Source organism: Rhizobium aethiopicum (genome assembly GCF_014197535.1).
GTDB classification, from domain to species: Bacteria; Pseudomonadota; Alphaproteobacteria; order Rhizobiales; family Rhizobiaceae; genus Rhizobium; species Rhizobium aethiopicum_A.
Window position 1 is genome coordinate 167825 of record NZ_JACIFV010000002.1, and the last position, 16010, is coordinate 183834.

16 protein-coding genes are annotated in these 16010 nt (G+C 61.6%); 6 read left to right on the top strand and 10 right to left on the bottom strand.

The features are described 5' to 3' along the window. The first annotated feature begins 165 nt into the window (after positions 1-165). Positions 166-951: a ThuA domain-containing protein gene (locus GGD53_RS03960; RefSeq protein WP_184453783.1), complete on the top strand. Its 786-nt coding sequence runs from the start codon at positions 166-168 to the stop codon at positions 949-951. Between the two features lie 9 nt (positions 952-960). Next, positions 961-2004 carry a Gfo/Idh/MocA family protein gene (locus GGD53_RS03965; RefSeq protein WP_184453785.1) on the top strand — a complete coding sequence of 348 codons (1044 nt, stop codon included), beginning with the start codon at positions 961-963 and terminating at the stop codon, positions 2002-2004. 150 nt (positions 2005-2154) lie between these two features. On the opposite strand, the gene GGD53_RS03970 is transcribed toward GGD53_RS03965, so the two are convergent. The 6 genes from GGD53_RS03970 to GGD53_RS03995 all read right to left on the bottom strand — a co-directional run bounded on the left by GGD53_RS03970 (position 2155) and on the right by GGD53_RS03995 (position 8376). Continuing rightward, positions 2155-2550, bottom strand: a complete 396-nt coding sequence (locus GGD53_RS03970) for a DUF1236 domain-containing protein (RefSeq protein ID WP_064804450.1) — start codon at positions 2548-2550, stop codon at positions 2155-2157. Positions 2551-2681: 131 nt separating this feature from the next. Further along, complete coding sequence (locus GGD53_RS03975) at positions 2682-3794, bottom strand: ABC transporter permease (RefSeq protein WP_184453787.1); 1113 nt, start codon at positions 3792-3794, stop codon at positions 2682-2684. 1 nt (position 3795) lies between these two features. After that, on the bottom strand, positions 3796-4923 hold the full coding sequence (locus tag GGD53_RS03980) for an ABC transporter permease (RefSeq protein ID WP_184453789.1): 1128 nt from the start codon (positions 4921-4923) through the stop codon (positions 3796-3798). Beyond that, positions 4920-6665, bottom strand: a complete 1746-nt coding sequence (locus GGD53_RS03985) for an ATP-binding cassette domain-containing protein (protein ID WP_184453791.1) — start codon at positions 6663-6665, stop codon at positions 4920-4922. Before GGD53_RS03985 ends, GGD53_RS03980 begins: the two co-directional genes overlap by 4 nt. Beyond that, positions 6662-7675: a secretion protein HlyD gene (hlyD, locus tag GGD53_RS03990; protein ID WP_184453793.1), complete on the bottom strand. Its 1014-nt coding sequence runs from the start codon at positions 7673-7675 to the stop codon at positions 6662-6664. Before hlyD ends, GGD53_RS03985 begins: the two co-directional genes overlap by 4 nt. Continuing rightward, positions 7672-8376, bottom strand: a complete 705-nt coding sequence (locus GGD53_RS03995; protein WP_184453795.1) for a CerR family C-terminal domain-containing protein — start codon at positions 8374-8376, stop codon at positions 7672-7674. Before GGD53_RS03995 ends, hlyD begins: the two co-directional genes overlap by 4 nt. 235 nt (positions 8377-8611) lie before the next feature. Between GGD53_RS03995 and GGD53_RS04000 the strand changes: the two genes are divergently transcribed. After that, the gene (locus GGD53_RS04000; protein WP_009988813.1) at positions 8612-8764 is read left to right on the top strand and encodes a hypothetical protein; all 153 of its coding nucleotides are present in this window, start codon (positions 8612-8614) and stop codon (positions 8762-8764) included. Between the two features lie 184 nt (positions 8765-8948). After that, positions 8949-9335 carry a hypothetical protein gene (locus GGD53_RS04005; protein ID WP_184453797.1) on the top strand — a complete coding sequence of 129 codons (387 nt, stop codon included), beginning with the start codon at positions 8949-8951 and terminating at the stop codon, positions 9333-9335. A gap of 36 nt (positions 9336-9371) precedes the next feature. Here the strand turns inward: GGD53_RS04005 and GGD53_RS04010 are convergent, their stop codons facing one another. Further along, entirely contained in the window at positions 9372-10388 is a 1017-nt protein-coding gene (locus tag GGD53_RS04010) for an NAD-dependent epimerase/dehydratase family protein (RefSeq protein WP_184453799.1), read from the bottom strand. Between the two features lie 259 nt (positions 10389-10647). Here GGD53_RS04010 and GGD53_RS04015 point away from each other — a divergent pair, with 259 nt between their 5' ends. Then, positions 10648-11604 carry an endonuclease/exonuclease/phosphatase family protein gene (locus GGD53_RS04015; protein WP_184453801.1) on the top strand — a complete coding sequence of 319 codons (957 nt, stop codon included), beginning with the start codon at positions 10648-10650 and terminating at the stop codon, positions 11602-11604. 25 nt (positions 11605-11629) lie between these two features. Here the strand turns inward: GGD53_RS04015 and GGD53_RS04020 are convergent, their stop codons facing one another. The 3 genes from GGD53_RS04020 to GGD53_RS04030 form a co-directional block, all read right to left on the bottom strand. After that, positions 11630-11935, bottom strand: coding sequence for a hypothetical protein (locus GGD53_RS04020; protein ID WP_088392962.1), 306 nt, complete (start codon positions 11933-11935; stop codon positions 11630-11632). 134 nt (positions 11936-12069) lie between these two features. Beyond that, positions 12070-13497: a mannose-1-phosphate guanylyltransferase/mannose-6-phosphate isomerase gene (locus GGD53_RS04025; protein ID WP_088392964.1), complete on the bottom strand. Its 1428-nt coding sequence runs from the start codon at positions 13495-13497 to the stop codon at positions 12070-12072. Positions 13498-13537: 40 nt separating this feature from the next. Next, positions 13538-14962 (bottom strand): phosphomannomutase, encoded by a 1425-nt coding sequence (locus tag GGD53_RS04030; RefSeq protein WP_184453803.1) that lies wholly within the window; start codon positions 14960-14962, stop codon positions 13538-13540. 230 nt (positions 14963-15192) lie between these two features. Between GGD53_RS04030 and ung the strand changes: the two genes are divergently transcribed. Continuing rightward, positions 15193-15894, top strand: coding sequence for a uracil-DNA glycosylase (gene ung / locus GGD53_RS04035; protein WP_184453805.1), 702 nt, complete (start codon positions 15193-15195; stop codon positions 15892-15894). The last annotated feature ends 116 nt before the right edge of the window (positions 15895-16010 follow it).

Genomic DNA, 16010 nt, shown 5'->3' on the forward strand with positions numbered 1-16010 from the left:
CGGCGTCTCACGAGAGAAAATTTCCCCTTTGTCAAACTCCTGACAAAGCGCTATGTGTTGCTCGGACGTTGTGGAGATCGAGGCGCACCCGGCGCCTTTTTCCAAAGCGCTTTGAATTCTGCCTTTCCCACCTAACGATCCTTCCAGCTTCCAGAGGAGCACAGCATGGCCATACGCACCGTCGTCTGGGGAGAGAATATCCACGAGAATACCAATGCGGTCGTCCGGGGCATCTACCCGGAAGGCATGCATACGACGATCGCCAATGCGCTGAATACCGATCCCGCCATCTCCGCGATCACGGCGACGCTGCAGGAGCCGGAGCACGGGCTGAGCGAGGCCCGCCTTGCCGAAATCGACGTCCTGACCTGGTGGGGTCACAAGGATCATGGCGCGGTCTCCGATGTCGTCGTCGAGCGCGTCGCCAAGCGCGTCTGGGAAGGGATGGGGCTTCTCGTCCTGCATTCCGGCCATTTCTCGAAGATCTTCAAGCGGCTGATGGGCACGCCCTGCGCGCTGAAATGGCGCGAGGCGGGCGAGCGCGAGCGGCTGTGGACGATCAACCCCCGCCATCCGATCGCCGCCGGCATCGGCGAGCATTTCGAGCTCGAGAACGAGGAAATGTATGGCGAGCAGTTCTCGGTGCCGGAGCCGCTCGAAACGGTGTTCATCTCCTGGTTCCAGGGCGGGGAAGTGTTCCGCTCGGGCCTGACCTGGCGCCGCGGCGCCGGCAACATCTTCTATTTCCGCCCGGGCCATGAGACCTATCCGACCTATCACGACGCCACCGTCCAGAAGGTGCTGATCAACGGCGTCAAGTGGGCCTACAACCCTGAAGGCGCGTTGACTGGCATTACCGACGCTCCAAATGTGCCGGTGGAAAAGGCATTGGAGCCGATCGTCGAACGCGGCCCGAAACTGCACCACGCCGGCGAAGCCGGTTACCGCTGAGGAGCATTCATGCGACTACTCGTTCTTGGCACGGGCGTGATGGCGAAAAACCAGCTCACCCACTTCAGCAAAATCGACGGCGTGACGGTGGTTGGCGCCGTCGACACCGATCCCGATCGGCTTTCCGCCTTTGCCGACAAGTTCAACATCGAGAAGCGGTTTCATTCATTGGATGAGGCGATCGCCTGGGGTGAGTTCGATGCGGCGACGAACATCACGCCCGATCGCATCCATCACCCGACCACCATGGCGCTGATTGCGGCCGGCAAACATGTGCTCTGCGAGAAGCCGCTGGCGGAAAACTATCCGAAGGCGCTGGAGATGACGGAAGCGGCCGAAAAGGCCGGTGTCATCAACATGGTGAATCTCACCTATCGCAACGTCGCGCCGCTGCAGCGCGCCCGCGAAATGGTGCTCGCCGGCGAACTCGGCACGATCAAGCATGTGGAGGCCTCCTATCTCCAGAGCTGGCTCGTCTCGCGCGCCTGGGGCGACTGGCGCACCGAATCGACCTGGCTGTGGCGGCTTTCCACCGGCCACGGCTCGAACGGGGTGCTCGGCGATGTCGGCATCCACATCCTCGATTTCGCCGCGTATGGCGCCGCGACCGACATCGACCACGTCTTTGCCCGGCTGAAGACGTTCAACAAGGCGCCGGGCGGCCAGATCGGCGAGTATATGCTCGACGCCAATGACAGCTTTACCATGGCTGTCGATTTCGCCAACGGCGCGCTCGGCGTCATCCATGCCAGCCGCTGGGCGACGGGCCATCTGAATGAGCTGAAGCTGCGCATCTATGGCGAAAAGGGCAGCCTCGAGGTCATCCATCGCCCGGCCGAGTCCGAGTTGCGGGGGTGCCTCGGAGAGGATGCCGAGACCGCCACCTGGAAGGAGATCGAAGTGCCGCCGGTGCCGACCAACTACCAGCGCTTCGCCGAAGCGGTGGCAAGCGGCATCCAGCCCGACCCCAACTTCCGCCACGCCGCCAACCTGCAGAAGGTCCTCGACCTTGCCATGGTGACGGAGCGCGAGCGTCGCGAGCTGAAAGTCTGATCTCCGCTTGGAATATGGAAGCCGCCGTTCAGACGACGGTTTGCCGTGCTATCGCGCGCCGATTGATTGTTGGTGCAAACGTAGAAAAAAGGCCCCGCCGAAGCGGGGCCGGAGGTGGTCGAGCCGCAGCAGGCGGTCTCGACCGCTTGATTATTCGATGACCTGCACGACTCTATGGGTGCGGGGTTCAACGATCACACGACGATCGTTGACGACCGTATAGGCGTATTTCGGGTTGTCGGGCACCGGAGTGACGACGACATCGGCCGGAAGCGGCTTGCCGACGACGATCGGCTGCTCGACGACCACGCGGGAGGTCGGGGCCGGCTGCTGCTGAACGTAGGTAACGACCTCACGCGGCGGCGGATCGACCACGGCGCCGGCAACACCGCCGGCTATGCCGCCCACGGCAGCGCCTACGGGGCCACCGACGATCGCGCCGGTGATGGCGCCGCCGGCAGCGCCGGTCACGGCTCCGTCAGCCAGGGCGTTGGTGGCAAGCGACGACAGCGCAAGGGCGCTGGAGACAAGTAGAATCTTGTACATTTTGCTTCTCCTTTGCTGGGGTTGCGTTTGGGTAACGACGACGCCAAATCGAGGTTCCAGCAGCAAAGAGTCACGCTTTGGAAGGCCGGTTTACATTCTGTGAGACGGCCGCAGCATGTGTGGGACTGGGATTATTCCAGGCGCCGGCGGAAGAGCCAGGCGGCGGCGCTGAGCGTGACGGTGGCGATCAGCGCCAGCGGGATGGTCTGGTTCACCACTTCGCTCAACGGGATATCCTTGAGGAAAACGCCTTTGACGATCACCAGGAAATAGCGCAGCGGATTGACGTAGGTTATCGGCTGCAGCCAGCCCGGCATGTTTTCGATCGGGGTCGCGAAGCCGGAGAGCAGCATGGCCGGGACCATGAAGAGGAAGGCGCCGAGGATCGCCTGCTGCTGCGTCATCGACAGCGCCGAGATGAAAAGACCGAGGCCGGCGACAGAACCGAGATAGAAGATGGCGCTGCCGTAAAGCAGGAAGAGCGAGCCGCGCAGCGGCACCTCGAAGAGGAAGACGGCGGCGAGGATATAGACGGTGATGTGGAAGAGGCCGATCATCATCGGCGGGATCAGCTTGCCGATCAGGATCTCGTGCAGGCGCAACGGCGAGACCATCAGTTGGTCGAAGGTGCCGAGCTCGCGCTCGCGGGCGATCGACAGCGCCGTGACGATCAGGCCGATCAGGAGCGCGATGCTGGCGATCAGGTTCGGCACCATGAACCATTGATAGGTGAGGTTCGGGTTGAACCAGTTGCGCGGCACGGATGAGACGATGCTGGCGCCGGCGCGTTTGCCGGCCGGTGTCTCGGCGGCAAGCGTCGCGCCGATCTGCGAGAGGTAGCCCGCGACGATCTGCGAGGCGTTGGAACGGCGGCCGTCGAGCACCACCTGCAGGTCGGTCGGCGTTCCCGCTTCGATATTGCGGGAGAAATCCGGGCCGATTTCGACCGCCGCGATGACCGCCTGATTGTCGATAGCCACCTGGACCTGCGCCTGTTCGGCGGCGATCTCGATATTGCGGAAGGTCGGCGAGCCATCGATGCGCTCGATCAGCTCCTGGCCCCAATGGCCGCTGTCGCGGTTGAGGATCATGACGTCGACATTGCGCACTTCGAGCGTCGCCGCATACGAAAAGACGAGGAGCTGGACGATCGGCGGGCCGATCAGGATGGCGCGGCCCTTGGGGTCGCGCAGCACGGCGAGCAATTCCTTGACGATGAGGGCGTAGAGCCTTGTCCATCCCATCTCAGCCGATCCTCTTTCTGGTGCTGCGTGCGGCCAGGACGAACATGACGCCGCCGATCGTCAGCATGACCGAGACTGCTCGACCGAACATCGGCCAGATGTCGCCGGCGAGAAACACCGTCTGCAGGCTGGGGATCAGGTAGCGCGCCGGCACGATGAAGGTGATCCACTGGATGATCTTGGGCATGGAGTTGATCTCGAACAGGAAGCCCGAGAGCAGGAAGGCCGGCAGGAAGGCGGAGATCAGCGCCAGCTGCGAGGCGAGGAACTGGTTCTTGGTTGCCGTCGAGATCAACAGGCCTTGCCCGAGCGCCGGGATCAGGAAGGCGGCCGACAGCGCATAAAGGCCGGCGACGGAGCCGCGGAACGGCACGCCGAAGAGAAAGACCGCAAGCAGCACGCAGAGCGTCATCGAGGTGAGGCCGAGCAGAAAATAGGGCAGGATCTTGCCGGCAAGCAGCTCGACGGCCGTCACCGGCGTCGCCATCATTGCTTCCATCGTCCCGCGCTCCCATTCGCGGGCGACGACGAGTGAGGTCAGCAGCGTGCCGACCAGCGTCATGACGATGGCGATCGAGCCCGGCACGAGGAAATTGCGGCTGGTCAGCTCCGGATTGAACCAGAAGCGCTGCTCGACTGTGATGGCGGGACTGTGGGAGGCGACGTCCGCCTGCCTCTGCTGTTCCCAGTTGACAACGGCGCCCTGCGCATAGTTCTGGACGAAGTTCGCCGTGTTCGGATCGGAGCCGTCGACAATCACTTGGACCTGCGGGCGGTTGCCGGCGGTATAACGGGTGGTGAAATCGGCCGGGATGACGACGATGCCGCGCACCTGTCCGATCACGAGATCTTCTTCGAACAGGCGGCGGTCACGGCCGATCGCCACGTCGAAATAGCGCGAGGCCCGGAAGCTGGCCGCGAGGTCCTGCGTCAGCGGCGTCATCTCCTCGGTCACGAGGCCTATGCGGGTACGCGTTGTATCGAGCGAGACGCCGTAGCCGAAGAGGAAGAGCAGGATCAGCGGCAACACGAAGGCGATGAGGATGCTGCTCGGGTCGCGGATCGCCTGGAAGCTTTCCTTGCGCACCAGAGCTGCAAGACGCCGGAGCCGGCCGGAGGAAATGCTCATGCCGCATCCTCCGCTTCCGATTGTTGCACCAGCGCGATGAAGGTGTCCTCCATCGTCGGATCCGGCGCGTCCTTTGTCGCGACGCGTGCCTTCAACTCATCGGGAGAACCGAGTGCGATCGAGCGGCCGCGGTAGATCAGCGAAATGCGGTCGCAATATTCCGCCTCGTCCATGAAATGGGTGGTGACGAGCACGGTGACGCCTTTTTCGACCAAGCCGTTGATATGCGTCCAGAACTCGCGGCGAGTGATCGGATCGACGCCCGAGGTCGGTTCATCGAGGAAGAGGGCACGCGGTTCGTGCATGACGGCGCAGGCAAGCGCCAGGCGTTGCTTGAGCCCGAGCGGCAGGTCCTTGGCGGGTTCACGGGCGTGGCGGCCGAAATCGAAAATATCGGCCATCAGCTCTATGCGCTCGCGTCTTCGCTGCCCGCGAAGGCCATAGACGCCGGCGAAGAATTCCAGGTTCTGCATGACTGTAAGATCGCCATAGAGCGAGAATTTCTGTGCCATATAGCCGAGCTGATTGCGCGCTTCGGCAGCGTCGCGGCGAAGATCGAAACCGGCGACACGGCCTTCGCCGCCGGTCGGTTTCAGCAGGCCGCAGAGCATCTTGAAGGTGGTGGACTTGCCGGCGCCGTTTGGCCCAAGCAGGCCGAAGATCTCGCCGCGGCGGATATCGAAGCTGATGTCGTCGGCGGCGGTGAAATCGCCGAAGCGCTTGGTCAAGCCCCTCGCCTCGATCACCGGGCGGTCGCCCTCGGCCTTCAGCGGCTCTTGCGCTTCGGCGAGCCGGGAGCGGCCGCCGGGGCCGCCGCCGAGCATATCGACGAATGCGTCCTCGAAACGCGGTGGGGCAGGGGAAAGCGATGCGCCGTTGCCGGCCTTGCCGATATCGGGCGTCTTGCCGCTGGCCGCGACGAGGCGGATCGCCTCGCCCTGAATCACGCCGTCGATGACGCCATCGGCCTGCAGGAGTTCGGCGAGAACCTGCCGACGGCGGCCGGTGACATCGGATACCCGGAAGACGCGGTCGCTGACGCGCTCGGTCATTTCATTCGGTTTTCCCGAGAAGAGCAGTTTTCCCTGGTTCAAGAGCAGCACGTGGTCGCAGGCTTCGGCCTCATCGAGATAGGCGGTCGACCAGACCACGCCGATGCCTTCCTTCGTCAGGTTCTCGACCATCTTCCAGAGGTCGCGGCGCGAGATCGGATCGACGCCGACGCCCGGTTCGTCGAGCAGCAGCAGGCGCGGCTTTTTCAGAAGCGCGCAGGCAAGGCCGAGCTTCTGTTTCATGCCGCCGGAGAGCTTTCCGGCGAGCCTGCCGGTGAAGCGCTTGAGGTCGGTGAAGGTCAGCAGTTCGTCGAAGGCGCCGGCGCGTTCGCTCTTCGGCAGGCCGCGCAAATCGGCATAGAGGTCGAGGTTCTCCTGCACCGAGAGATCCTCATAAAGACCGAAGCGCTGCGGCATGTAGCCGATCGCCGTCTGAATGGCGGCGGCGTTCTTTCTGGTGTCGAAGCCCAGAACTTCCATCGTTCCGGTGTCGGGCAGCATCAGGCCGGTCATCAGCCGGATCAGCGTCGTCTTGCCGGCGCCGTCGGGGCCAACGAGGCCGGTGATCGCGCCGCCGCCGATGACGCCGGAGACGGCGTCGAGGGCTGCGGGCGCATCACCGAAGCGTTTGGTGACGCCGTCGATCCGAACGAGCGGCTTGGCGTCCCGACCGGGTTCGGGGGCAGTCATTGTCCGCCTGCCGGCGGCGTGGACAGCCGCACGGTGACCGGCATGCCCTGCCGCAGGTCGGGGCCGGGCCTGTCGATGACGATCCTCAGGCGATAGACGAGATCGGTCCTCAGTTCAGGCGTTTCCACCGACTTCGGCGTGAATTCGGCGACCGGCGAGATGAAGCCGATGGTGCCTTCATAGGGTCTATCCGGCAGGGTATCGGAGGCGACGGATACTTTCATGCCGGGGTGGATGCGGCCGAGATCGGGTTCGGCGACATAGCTGCGCACCCAGACCGGCGTTGTCAGGGAAAGCACGAAGACGGTATCGGCCGGCGAGACGATCGCGCCGTTCTCCCGCACCCGCGAGAGGATGACGCCGTCGTTCGGAGCACGCAGTTCGGTGTCTGCGAGCGAGGTTCGGGCCGAGGCGAGTGTGGCCTCGGCGGCCTTCAGCTGGGCGTCGGCGGCGGCGATATCCTCGACGCGCGAGCCTTCCTGCAGCAGCTTCAGCGCCTCGTTGGCGGATTGCGAGCGGGCGGCGGCCATCGCCTTTGCGGCGGTCGCCTGGTCGAGGTTCGCTTCGGAAATCGTGCCCTGCGGGCGAAGCTGGCGGGCGCGGTCGTAAGCGAGGTTGGCATTCTGCAGATCCGCGAGGCTTTCGTCGTAGGCAGCTCGCGCCTGGGCGATCTCGGTCGGCCGCGGGCCAGCCTTCAGCTTGTCGAGCGTCGCGCGAAGGGCCGCAGCATTGGCCTCGCCGGAGCGGACGGCGAATTCATAGGGGGCGGCGTCGAGCTTCGCCAGAACCGTGCCGCTCCTGACGACATCGCCCTCGTCGACGCGCAGTTCGGAGAGGCGGCCGCTGACGCGGAAGCCGAGCGAGACCTGACGAATATCGACATTGCCGTAAAGAACGAATTCGCGCCGCGCCTCGGGCAGCCAGCCGAGCCGTTCGGGCAAGCCATACCACCAGGCGGCGGCACCTGCGGCAAGGAGGAGAAGGATCACGAGCGGAAGGATGCGTTTCATGCTGCGCCTCCTTTCGGCGGGCCGATGACATCGACCAGTTCGGCAGCAAGGCCCCGCAGGATTTCCACCTGTTCCGGGCCGAAGGCGTCCCATTCCATCTGGGCGAGTACGGAGGCGTGGGCAAAGCGGAAGATGAGGATGCTGCCGACGAGGTTGAAAGTGCGCAGGCGCACATGTTCGGACGCCGGGTCCTCGCCGAGAATGGCGCCGACCAGGCGCCGGCCCATTTCGATCATCGGCCGCATGATGCCCCGATAAACCCGCTTGAAAGCTTCGGTCGGCTCCATCTGCTCGCGGATGAGGAAGCGGGCCCAGGGTTCTGATTCCTTGGCGACGAAGAGCGTCACCATGGTCTGGAGAACTTCGGTCAGGAAGAGGCGGGCGTCGGCTTCGACGAGCGGCTCGCCGGCCGCGTCGAGCGCCATCAGATGCGCGCCGATGCGCGCCCTCATGCCGCTGACATGCGCATCGATCCTCATCATCAGATATTCGGCGGTGGCGATGTAGAGGCCTTCCTTGCTGCCGAAATAATAGGGGATCGCCTGCAGGTTGACGCCGGCGGCTTCAGTCAGCTGGCGCGTCGAGGCGCCATCGAAACCGTAGCGCCCGAAGACATCGAGAGCAGCGGACAGCATCTTCTGGCGCGCGATCTCGGCGCGGGCTGAAGCTGGCGGATTTAGGTCGTCGCGTTCTTGGATCATGACATTTTATAGCGCCTTTGATAAAATAAGTCAATCGATTGATTATTTGTGCGAGCGGCGCTTCCGGGCGAGGACGCAAGCTGCGACTTTCCTACTCTCGATCAGGATGAATTCCACGCACGGCGCTCTGATATGCCCGGCGCCCCATCTCAGCGGCTCTTAAAGCGTATTGTTTCGCGTTATACGCTCATTTTTTGACACAAAACTGCCTTGCTCTTTCCGTATCGGCAGATCGATGCGTATTCAGATCTATATTATCGCGCTGCTGTTGAGCGCCATTATGTGGTCGATCTCGTTCGATGCGGCGCGAGAGTCCTATCATGCCGCCCAAAGTGCGGGATTGATGCCGAACCTGCATATCAACAAGAAGCTGGATCGCATTCTCTAGATTGCGATCAGCGTCCAATCATGGACGTTTTGCCGATGCCGCCGTCCAGCCGCCGGCCAAGGCATTTTCATGCCTGCCTCGAGCCCTTCCGTATAGAAAGTCAAATTTCGTAAAATTTGATCGATCTGCTTAAAAGCCCTGCAAATACTGACGTGTAGAGTGTTCTCATGAAGGCGGACGAAGCGTGGACAGACGCGTCGATCGCTTGGAGCCGGGCGAAACGAAAGCCCGCCGATCCGAAAACGGGGACTTCGACATGCAGAAAACTCTTGCCGCCATCACCCTGACCTTGAGCATTGCCGCGGCCGCCGGCCCGGCCTTCGCCATCGGGCCGGCGAGCCTCGCGCGCGACCTGATCTACACTTCCGCCATCGGCCATTCGCCTGAAATTCCCCTGACGACGCGCGCCGGTTTCGTGCGGCCGAGCGTTCCTCTCGTTCTGCGCGGCCCGGCTGCCGTCAAGGGTAGGGGCTCTCAGCTCAAGGCCCATTCGCAGAGCCTGAGCATTGCCACCGGCTATGTATTCTCGACGGCGGTCGGTGCTGTGGAAGCAGTCAGGCTTCTCCGCTAAGCAATTCCGGGAATTGCGTAAATCTAACAACGCGCTTCAGGCGTCCAGTTCGCGACGCACGTCGATATACCAGTCGACGAAGGCCTTGACGCCGACATCCAGTGTCGTGTCGGGCTTGTATCCTGTCAGTGCCACGAGCAGATCGGGGGCCGCGAAGGTGCGCGGCACGTCGCCCTTCTGCATTGCCAGCATTTTGCGGATGGCAGGACGGCCGAGCGCTTTTTCCACCGTCTCGACGAAATCCATCAGGCTGACGGGCTGACCGCCGCCGATGTTGACGACGCGGAAGGGCGCTTGGCGCGAAAGCGTTTCGATCCCAGCGTCGCCGAGACGATTTTCCTCGCTCGGGGCAATTGCCGACAACCTGACGATCGCTTCGATGAGGTCGTCGATATAGGTGAAGTCGCGGCTCATATTGCCTTCGCCGTAGATCTCGATCGGCTGGCCTTCGAGCATGTTCTTGGCGAATTTGAACAGCGCCATATCGGGTCGGCCCCATGGGCCATAGACGGTGAAGAAACGGAAGGCCGTCGTCGGAATCTTATGCAGATGGGCATAGCTGTGCGCCATCAGCTCCATCGATTTCTTCGTCGCGGCATAGATGGTCAGTGGTTCGTCGGCGCGATCGGTCTCGCGGAAGGGTACAGTCGCGTTGGCGCCATAGATCGATGATGTCGAGGCCAGCATCAAATGGCGGACTTCAACCCGCCGGGCGATTTCCATGATGTTCCAGGAGCCTTCGACGTTCGAATGTATATAGGCTTCGGGATTTTCCAGGCTGTAGCGGACTCCGGCTTGCGCGGCGAGATGGATCAGGATGTCAGGCGCGGCCGCGGAGACTGACGCCTCCAGCGCCGGCCGGTCCTCAAGCATTGAAATGACAGGTCGGAAGGCCGGAAACTGAGAGAGTGCCGCGTGACGCATCTCTTTGAGCTTGACGTTGTAATAAGGAGTGAGGCCGTCGAAGCCCGTCACCTCATGCCCTTCCTGCAGCAGGCGCCTGGCCAGATGAAAACCGATAAAGCCGGCCGTGCCTGTAATGAAGTAGCGCATTCCCACCTTTTTCTCGGCTCCCTGCCGACGGCAAAAGCCGATTCCGTAAAATGGCACCCACTTACAGGATAAAAAGAGGCCGAGTCGATAGGCGTTTGAAAGATAGCACCTGATGTGAGGCCGCTGTCGTCGTCTCCGGACATTATGCTGCATTGCAACATAATAGCTTGCATGTTATGGGCGGCGGGTCGTCTTGAGCATGATGCCGAAAGGGTTGAGCGGTTTTCGGGCGACATCCTGTTCAGGGAACCAGGGATTGATGAGAAACATAGTTTATTGGATTCTCTCTGCGTTTCTGACCCTGGCCATTGCGGTCGTGTCGCTGCGTTATCTCACGAACTTCTGGCTGCTCTCCTTCATCTACAGCTTTCAGATCCATCTCTGCCTCACATTCGCTGCTGCCAGCCTCGTCATCCTGGCTGTCAGAAGACATGCCTACGGCTTTGTCCTTCTGCTTGTCTCGCTGTTCCTCACGGCGCACGGCGTTATCATGCTGCGTGAATTTGCGGAGGACGACAGGGGAACGGGAACGGCGCCGCTTTTCCGGCTGATGTCGTTCAACGTTGCGATCGATAACTGGAAAAATTCGACCGCCATCGCGGATGTGGTGATCGCTTCGAATGCCGATGTCGTCAATCTGCTCGAAGCCAAGCCGCTGACGTTCCATCTGCAGCGATTGTTCAAGGTCTATCCGTATCATATCGGCTGCGACAACGGCAAAGACAGCTGCGATACGCTGGTGCTGTCCAAACGCCCGTTCGTGACCCGCCGGGTCGCGAGCATCGGCAGCTTGCGGAAAGACAGGCTGGTCGCAGCGAGCGTCGATTTTGGTGGGCAAACCGTCAATCTCGTATCGGCCCATCTGACCAAACCCTATTTCGACGATTACCAGATGGAAGAGTTGGAAGATCTCAGCAGAGCGCTTGATGCGATCTCAGGTCCGCTGGTGCTGTCCGGCGATTTCAATTCGTCGTCGATCGCCCCCAGCATTCAGCTTCTCCTGCGCAAGCAGAAGCTGAAGACTATGGCGCCAGAACCGGCGACATGGCCGATCGCCGCCGGTCGGTTCGGGATCGCCATCGATCACATATTCGCGCGCGCGCCGCTTCACCTGACGTCGTTGAAACGCCTCGACGACAATCTCGGCTCCAACCATTCAGGGCTGATCGCCGAATTCGTTGTCGACAAGAGCGGTGAGACGGCGCCGGCAAGATAAACAGGCAAGATAAGCCGGGCCGAAATCAGAATCTGGTTCGGCCGCCCTTGCGGTCGATCATCTGAAAATTCTTGCCGTCAGTCTTTACGTTGACGCAGTCGGTCGACTTGTCGGGAAACCGGACACAGACCTCGCCATTGTTGATCTTGTAGCCATTCTTGCTGCCCTCACGATATTCATAGCCGTTGCTGCTTTCTTTCAGCTCCGACGTGCCGGGCAGATGCTGGCGGATTTCCGCCTCGCTTGCGGCGCGCATGTTCGCCGTCTGGGCAAAGGCGATTGCCGGCAGCAGGATTGAAAGAGATCCGGCGAGGGCGGGCAGGGTACGCATCAGAGGACATCTCCTGTCAGGTCTGTCGGCTCATTCATTCTACGAGAATCCCGCAAGGGAATTCAACAGGGATGGTGGGCATGCCGGAACGGCCGGCGGGCTGACCTGGCCCGCCGGCCGTTCCGGCGCTTGGCTTACGTTCTTCCGAATTCGTCGACGATGCGGATGATATCGTCCTCGCCGAGATAGGAGCCCGTCTGAACCTCGATGAGCTCGAGGACGATCTTGCCGGGGTTGGCGAGACGATGGACTTCCCCGAGTGGGATATAGACGCTTTCGTTCTCGCGCAGCATCTGCACATTGTCGCCGATCGTCACCTCGGCCGTTCCCTTTACGACGACCCAGTGCTCGGAGCGATGGTGGTGTTTTTGCAGCGAAAGCTTCTTGCCCGGCGTGACGAAGATGCGCTTCACCTGAAAGCGGTCGCCGTTGAAGATAGAGGTATAGCCGCCCCACGGTCGGTACGATGTCGGATGCGTTTCGGCGAATTTTGCCGTCGCCGAGGAGGAGGCCAGCATCTTGACCAACTGCCCGACATTCTGGCTGTCCTTCAGCGGTCCGACATAGACGGCGTCTTCGCTGGCGATGACGGCGACATCCTCCATGCCTTGGACGGCAAGGTGCACGCCATGCGTCATGACCAGCGAGTTGCGGGTGTTGACGACGGTCGTGTTGGCGGCGGCGACATTGCCGTTATCGTCGCGTTTGCCCGATTTCCAAACGGCATCCCAGCTTCCCATGTCCGACCACCGAAATGGCGAGGGGACGACCGCGGCCTTCGAGGTCTTTTCCATGACCGCATAATCGATCGATATATCCGGGCTCTTGGCGAAATGGTCGGCATCGAGGCGGGTGAAGTCGAGATCGCGGCTTGCCTTGGAAACAGCCTTGCTTGCAGCCTTCAGCACCTCGGGCGCATATTCCTGCAGCTCGGCAAGAAGTTCCGTCACCGGGAACATGAAGATGCCCGAGTTCCAGTAGAAGCCGCCGTCGGCGAGCATCCGCTGGGCTTCATCCAATATCGGCTTCTCGACGAAGCGGCTCACCTTGTGGGCGCCATTATCAAGCGCATCGCCGATCTCGATATAGCCATAACCCGTCGCCGGCTCGGTCGGGTTGATGCCGAAGGTGACGAGCCTGCCGTCGGCCGCCGCCTCGCGAGCGATGCGGATACAGTCGAAATAGCTCTTGTCGGCGAGGATTTCATGGTCTGAGGCGAGCATCTGGATGATGGTGCCCTTGCCAAAGAGGTCAGCGGCAAGCGTCGCGGCGGCAGCGACCGCGGCGGCGGTGTTGCGGGCGACCGGTTCGAGCAGCACGGCGGCGAGCGGGATGGCAAGCTCGCGCGCCTGCTCGGCGACCAGGAAGCGGAACTCCTCATTGGTGACGACGATCGGAGCTTCATAGAGCTCGGGATCGGAAACGCGTTCGAGCGTTTCCTGAAACAGCGTCTTATTGCCAACGAATTGGATGAATTGTTTCGGCGCGGTCGCACGGGAAAGCGGCCAGAGCCGCGTGCCTTTGCCGCCGGCCATGATCACGGGAACGATTTTCTGCGTCATAGGCGGGTTCCTTGAGATAGACGACCTTAATGGTTGCATGTCAGCGGGCTGCTGCCCAGCCTCTTATCCTGTTGAGACCGGCGTGCAGCAGGTCGAGAGCTGCAGGCTCGCTGCCGGCTTCCACGTAGCAGCGCATTTCCGGCGCATTGCCGGATGGGCGGAAATGGATGATCCGGCCGTCCGTCAGTGTCACCCGAAGCCCGTCAATATCGGATTTGGTCGCGACAGCGCCGATCGGCTGCAGGAAAGAACGGAGATTTTCATCCGAGGCGCGCAAGTGTTGCATCAGCGCTGCGCTCGTCTCCACCGGGAAATTCTCCAGACGATCGGCAGCGGCGAAGGGCAGCTTATAGGAGGTCGCAATGGCAGAGAGCGGCTGCCTGCGAGCGGCCGCAAGCGACAGGACTGCGAGCATCGGAATAAAACAATCGCGCGTCGGCAGGGCGCGGACGTTCTGCCCGTTGACATCGAAAGGGCTGGCGGTCAGCAAACCGCCATTGGCTTCAAAGCCCATGACGCGATCGTTGCCGGCGGCCACGGCCTCTTCCATGCCTGTTATGACGAAGGGAGAGCCGACACGGGTGCGCTTGACGGCGAAGGAGCCTGCGACCTCGATGCCGGAATTGGAGGTGACGGGCGTCACCACTATGCGAGCTCCCAAGAAATTGGCTGCCATAAGGCCGAGGAGGTCGCCGCGCAGCGGCGCACCGGTTTCATCCGCGACAAGGGGGCGGTCGCCGTCGCCATCGGTCGAAACGATCGCATCGAGCTGGTGCTCGGACACCCAGCGTTTCATCAGCGTGATCGTCTCGTCGGACACGGCTTCGGTGTCGACGGGAATGAAACTCTCCGAGCGTCCGAGAGCGATGATCTCGGCACCGTAATGGGTGAGAACGTCGACCATCAGGTCGCGCGCGACGGTGCTGTGCTGATAGATGCCGATCTTCAAGCCCGACAGCGCGCCTTTTGGAAGCAGCATGGCATTGCGTTCGAAAAAGAGCTGGCGGCAGATCGCTTCATGCTCTTCCATCTTGGCCGGCGCCACGACCGGCGCTTCACCGCTCCGCTCGATTTCGGCTGCCTCTGCAGTAATGGCTGCCTCGTCCGATTTGTCGATTTCGCCGTCCGGGCGATAAAATTTGATGCCGTTGCGGTCCGCCGGGATGTGCGAGCCCGTAATCATCAGGCATGCAGCCTTGCGTTCGAGGCCATAAAGGGCAAGGGCCGGTGTCGGCACATTGCCGCAATCGAAGATCCGGAAGCCGAGCGCCGTCAGCGCGCCGGCGCAATTCGCCGAGATTTCAGGGCTTGAATCGCGAAAGTCGCGGCCGATCAGAATAACGTCGCCCGCCTGCGCCCTGCCGGTCCGCAGCAGATATTTGCCGAACGCGGCGGCGTAAAGGGCGGAAGCGCGTCCCTTGAGATCGACTGAAAGTCCGCGAAGGCCGCTCGTGCCGAATTTCATGTGAAGACATGCCCCGATTGTCACAATAAGGTTCTACTCACCCCGCCAGTCGGCGTAAATACCGAAGCGGGCATATAGTAAACACCGACGATGACGTCTCGAACAAGCTCTGCAGCCCGCTGCCGGTTTTCGATGGGCTGAAGCCGCCGCGAGAGCGCAGGCATTGCGACATCAGCCTATTTTGTTAGAACCGTGTGTCCATTGTTTCGTCCTATGCCGAAGGGTTCCTGATGAGCGATACATCCGTTAGTCTCGATGAGAGCTGGAAGGCCGCGCTGGCAGGGGAGTTTTCAAGCCCCTATATGCAACAACTCAAATCCTTCCTCGTCGCGCAGAAACAGGTGGGCAAGCGGATCTTCCCGAAGGGCAGCGAATATTTCCGCGCTCTTGATCTGACGCCGATTGCCAACGTCAAGGCCGTCATCCTCGGACAGGATCCCTATCACGGACTTGGGCAGGCTCATGGACTATGCTTCAGCGTCCGACCCGGCGTGCGCATACCGCCCTCGCTCGTCAATATCTACAAGGAGATGGAGACGGATCTCGGCATAACGCCAGCGCGCCATGGTTTTCTCGAACATTGGGCCAGGCAGGGCGTGCTCCTGCTGAACAGCGTGCTGACGGTCGAGGAGGGCCAAGCGGCGGCCCATCAGGGCAAGGGGTGGGAGCGCTTCACCGATGCCATTATCGGCAAAGTCAATGACGAATGCGAATCCGTCGTCTTCATGCTCTGGGGCTCCTATGCCCAGCGCAAGGCCGCATTTGTCGATACGGCGCGGCATCTGGTGCTCAAGGCGCCGCATCCCTCGCCGCTTTCGGCCCATAACGGCTTCTTTGGCTGCAAACATTTTTCCAAGGCGAATGCCTTCCTCCAGTCCCGCGGCCGGGCGCCGATCGACTGGCAATTGCCGGCAGATCCTCACGGCGCATGAAGTGAACGCGGCCCGATCTTCGTTCACTAATAATAGACAATGCGTTTTGGTCTCAGGGTCTATTCCGGAGGCCGGGTGAGGCGCATTTATGATCCATCAAAAGCCCGCGAACGGCG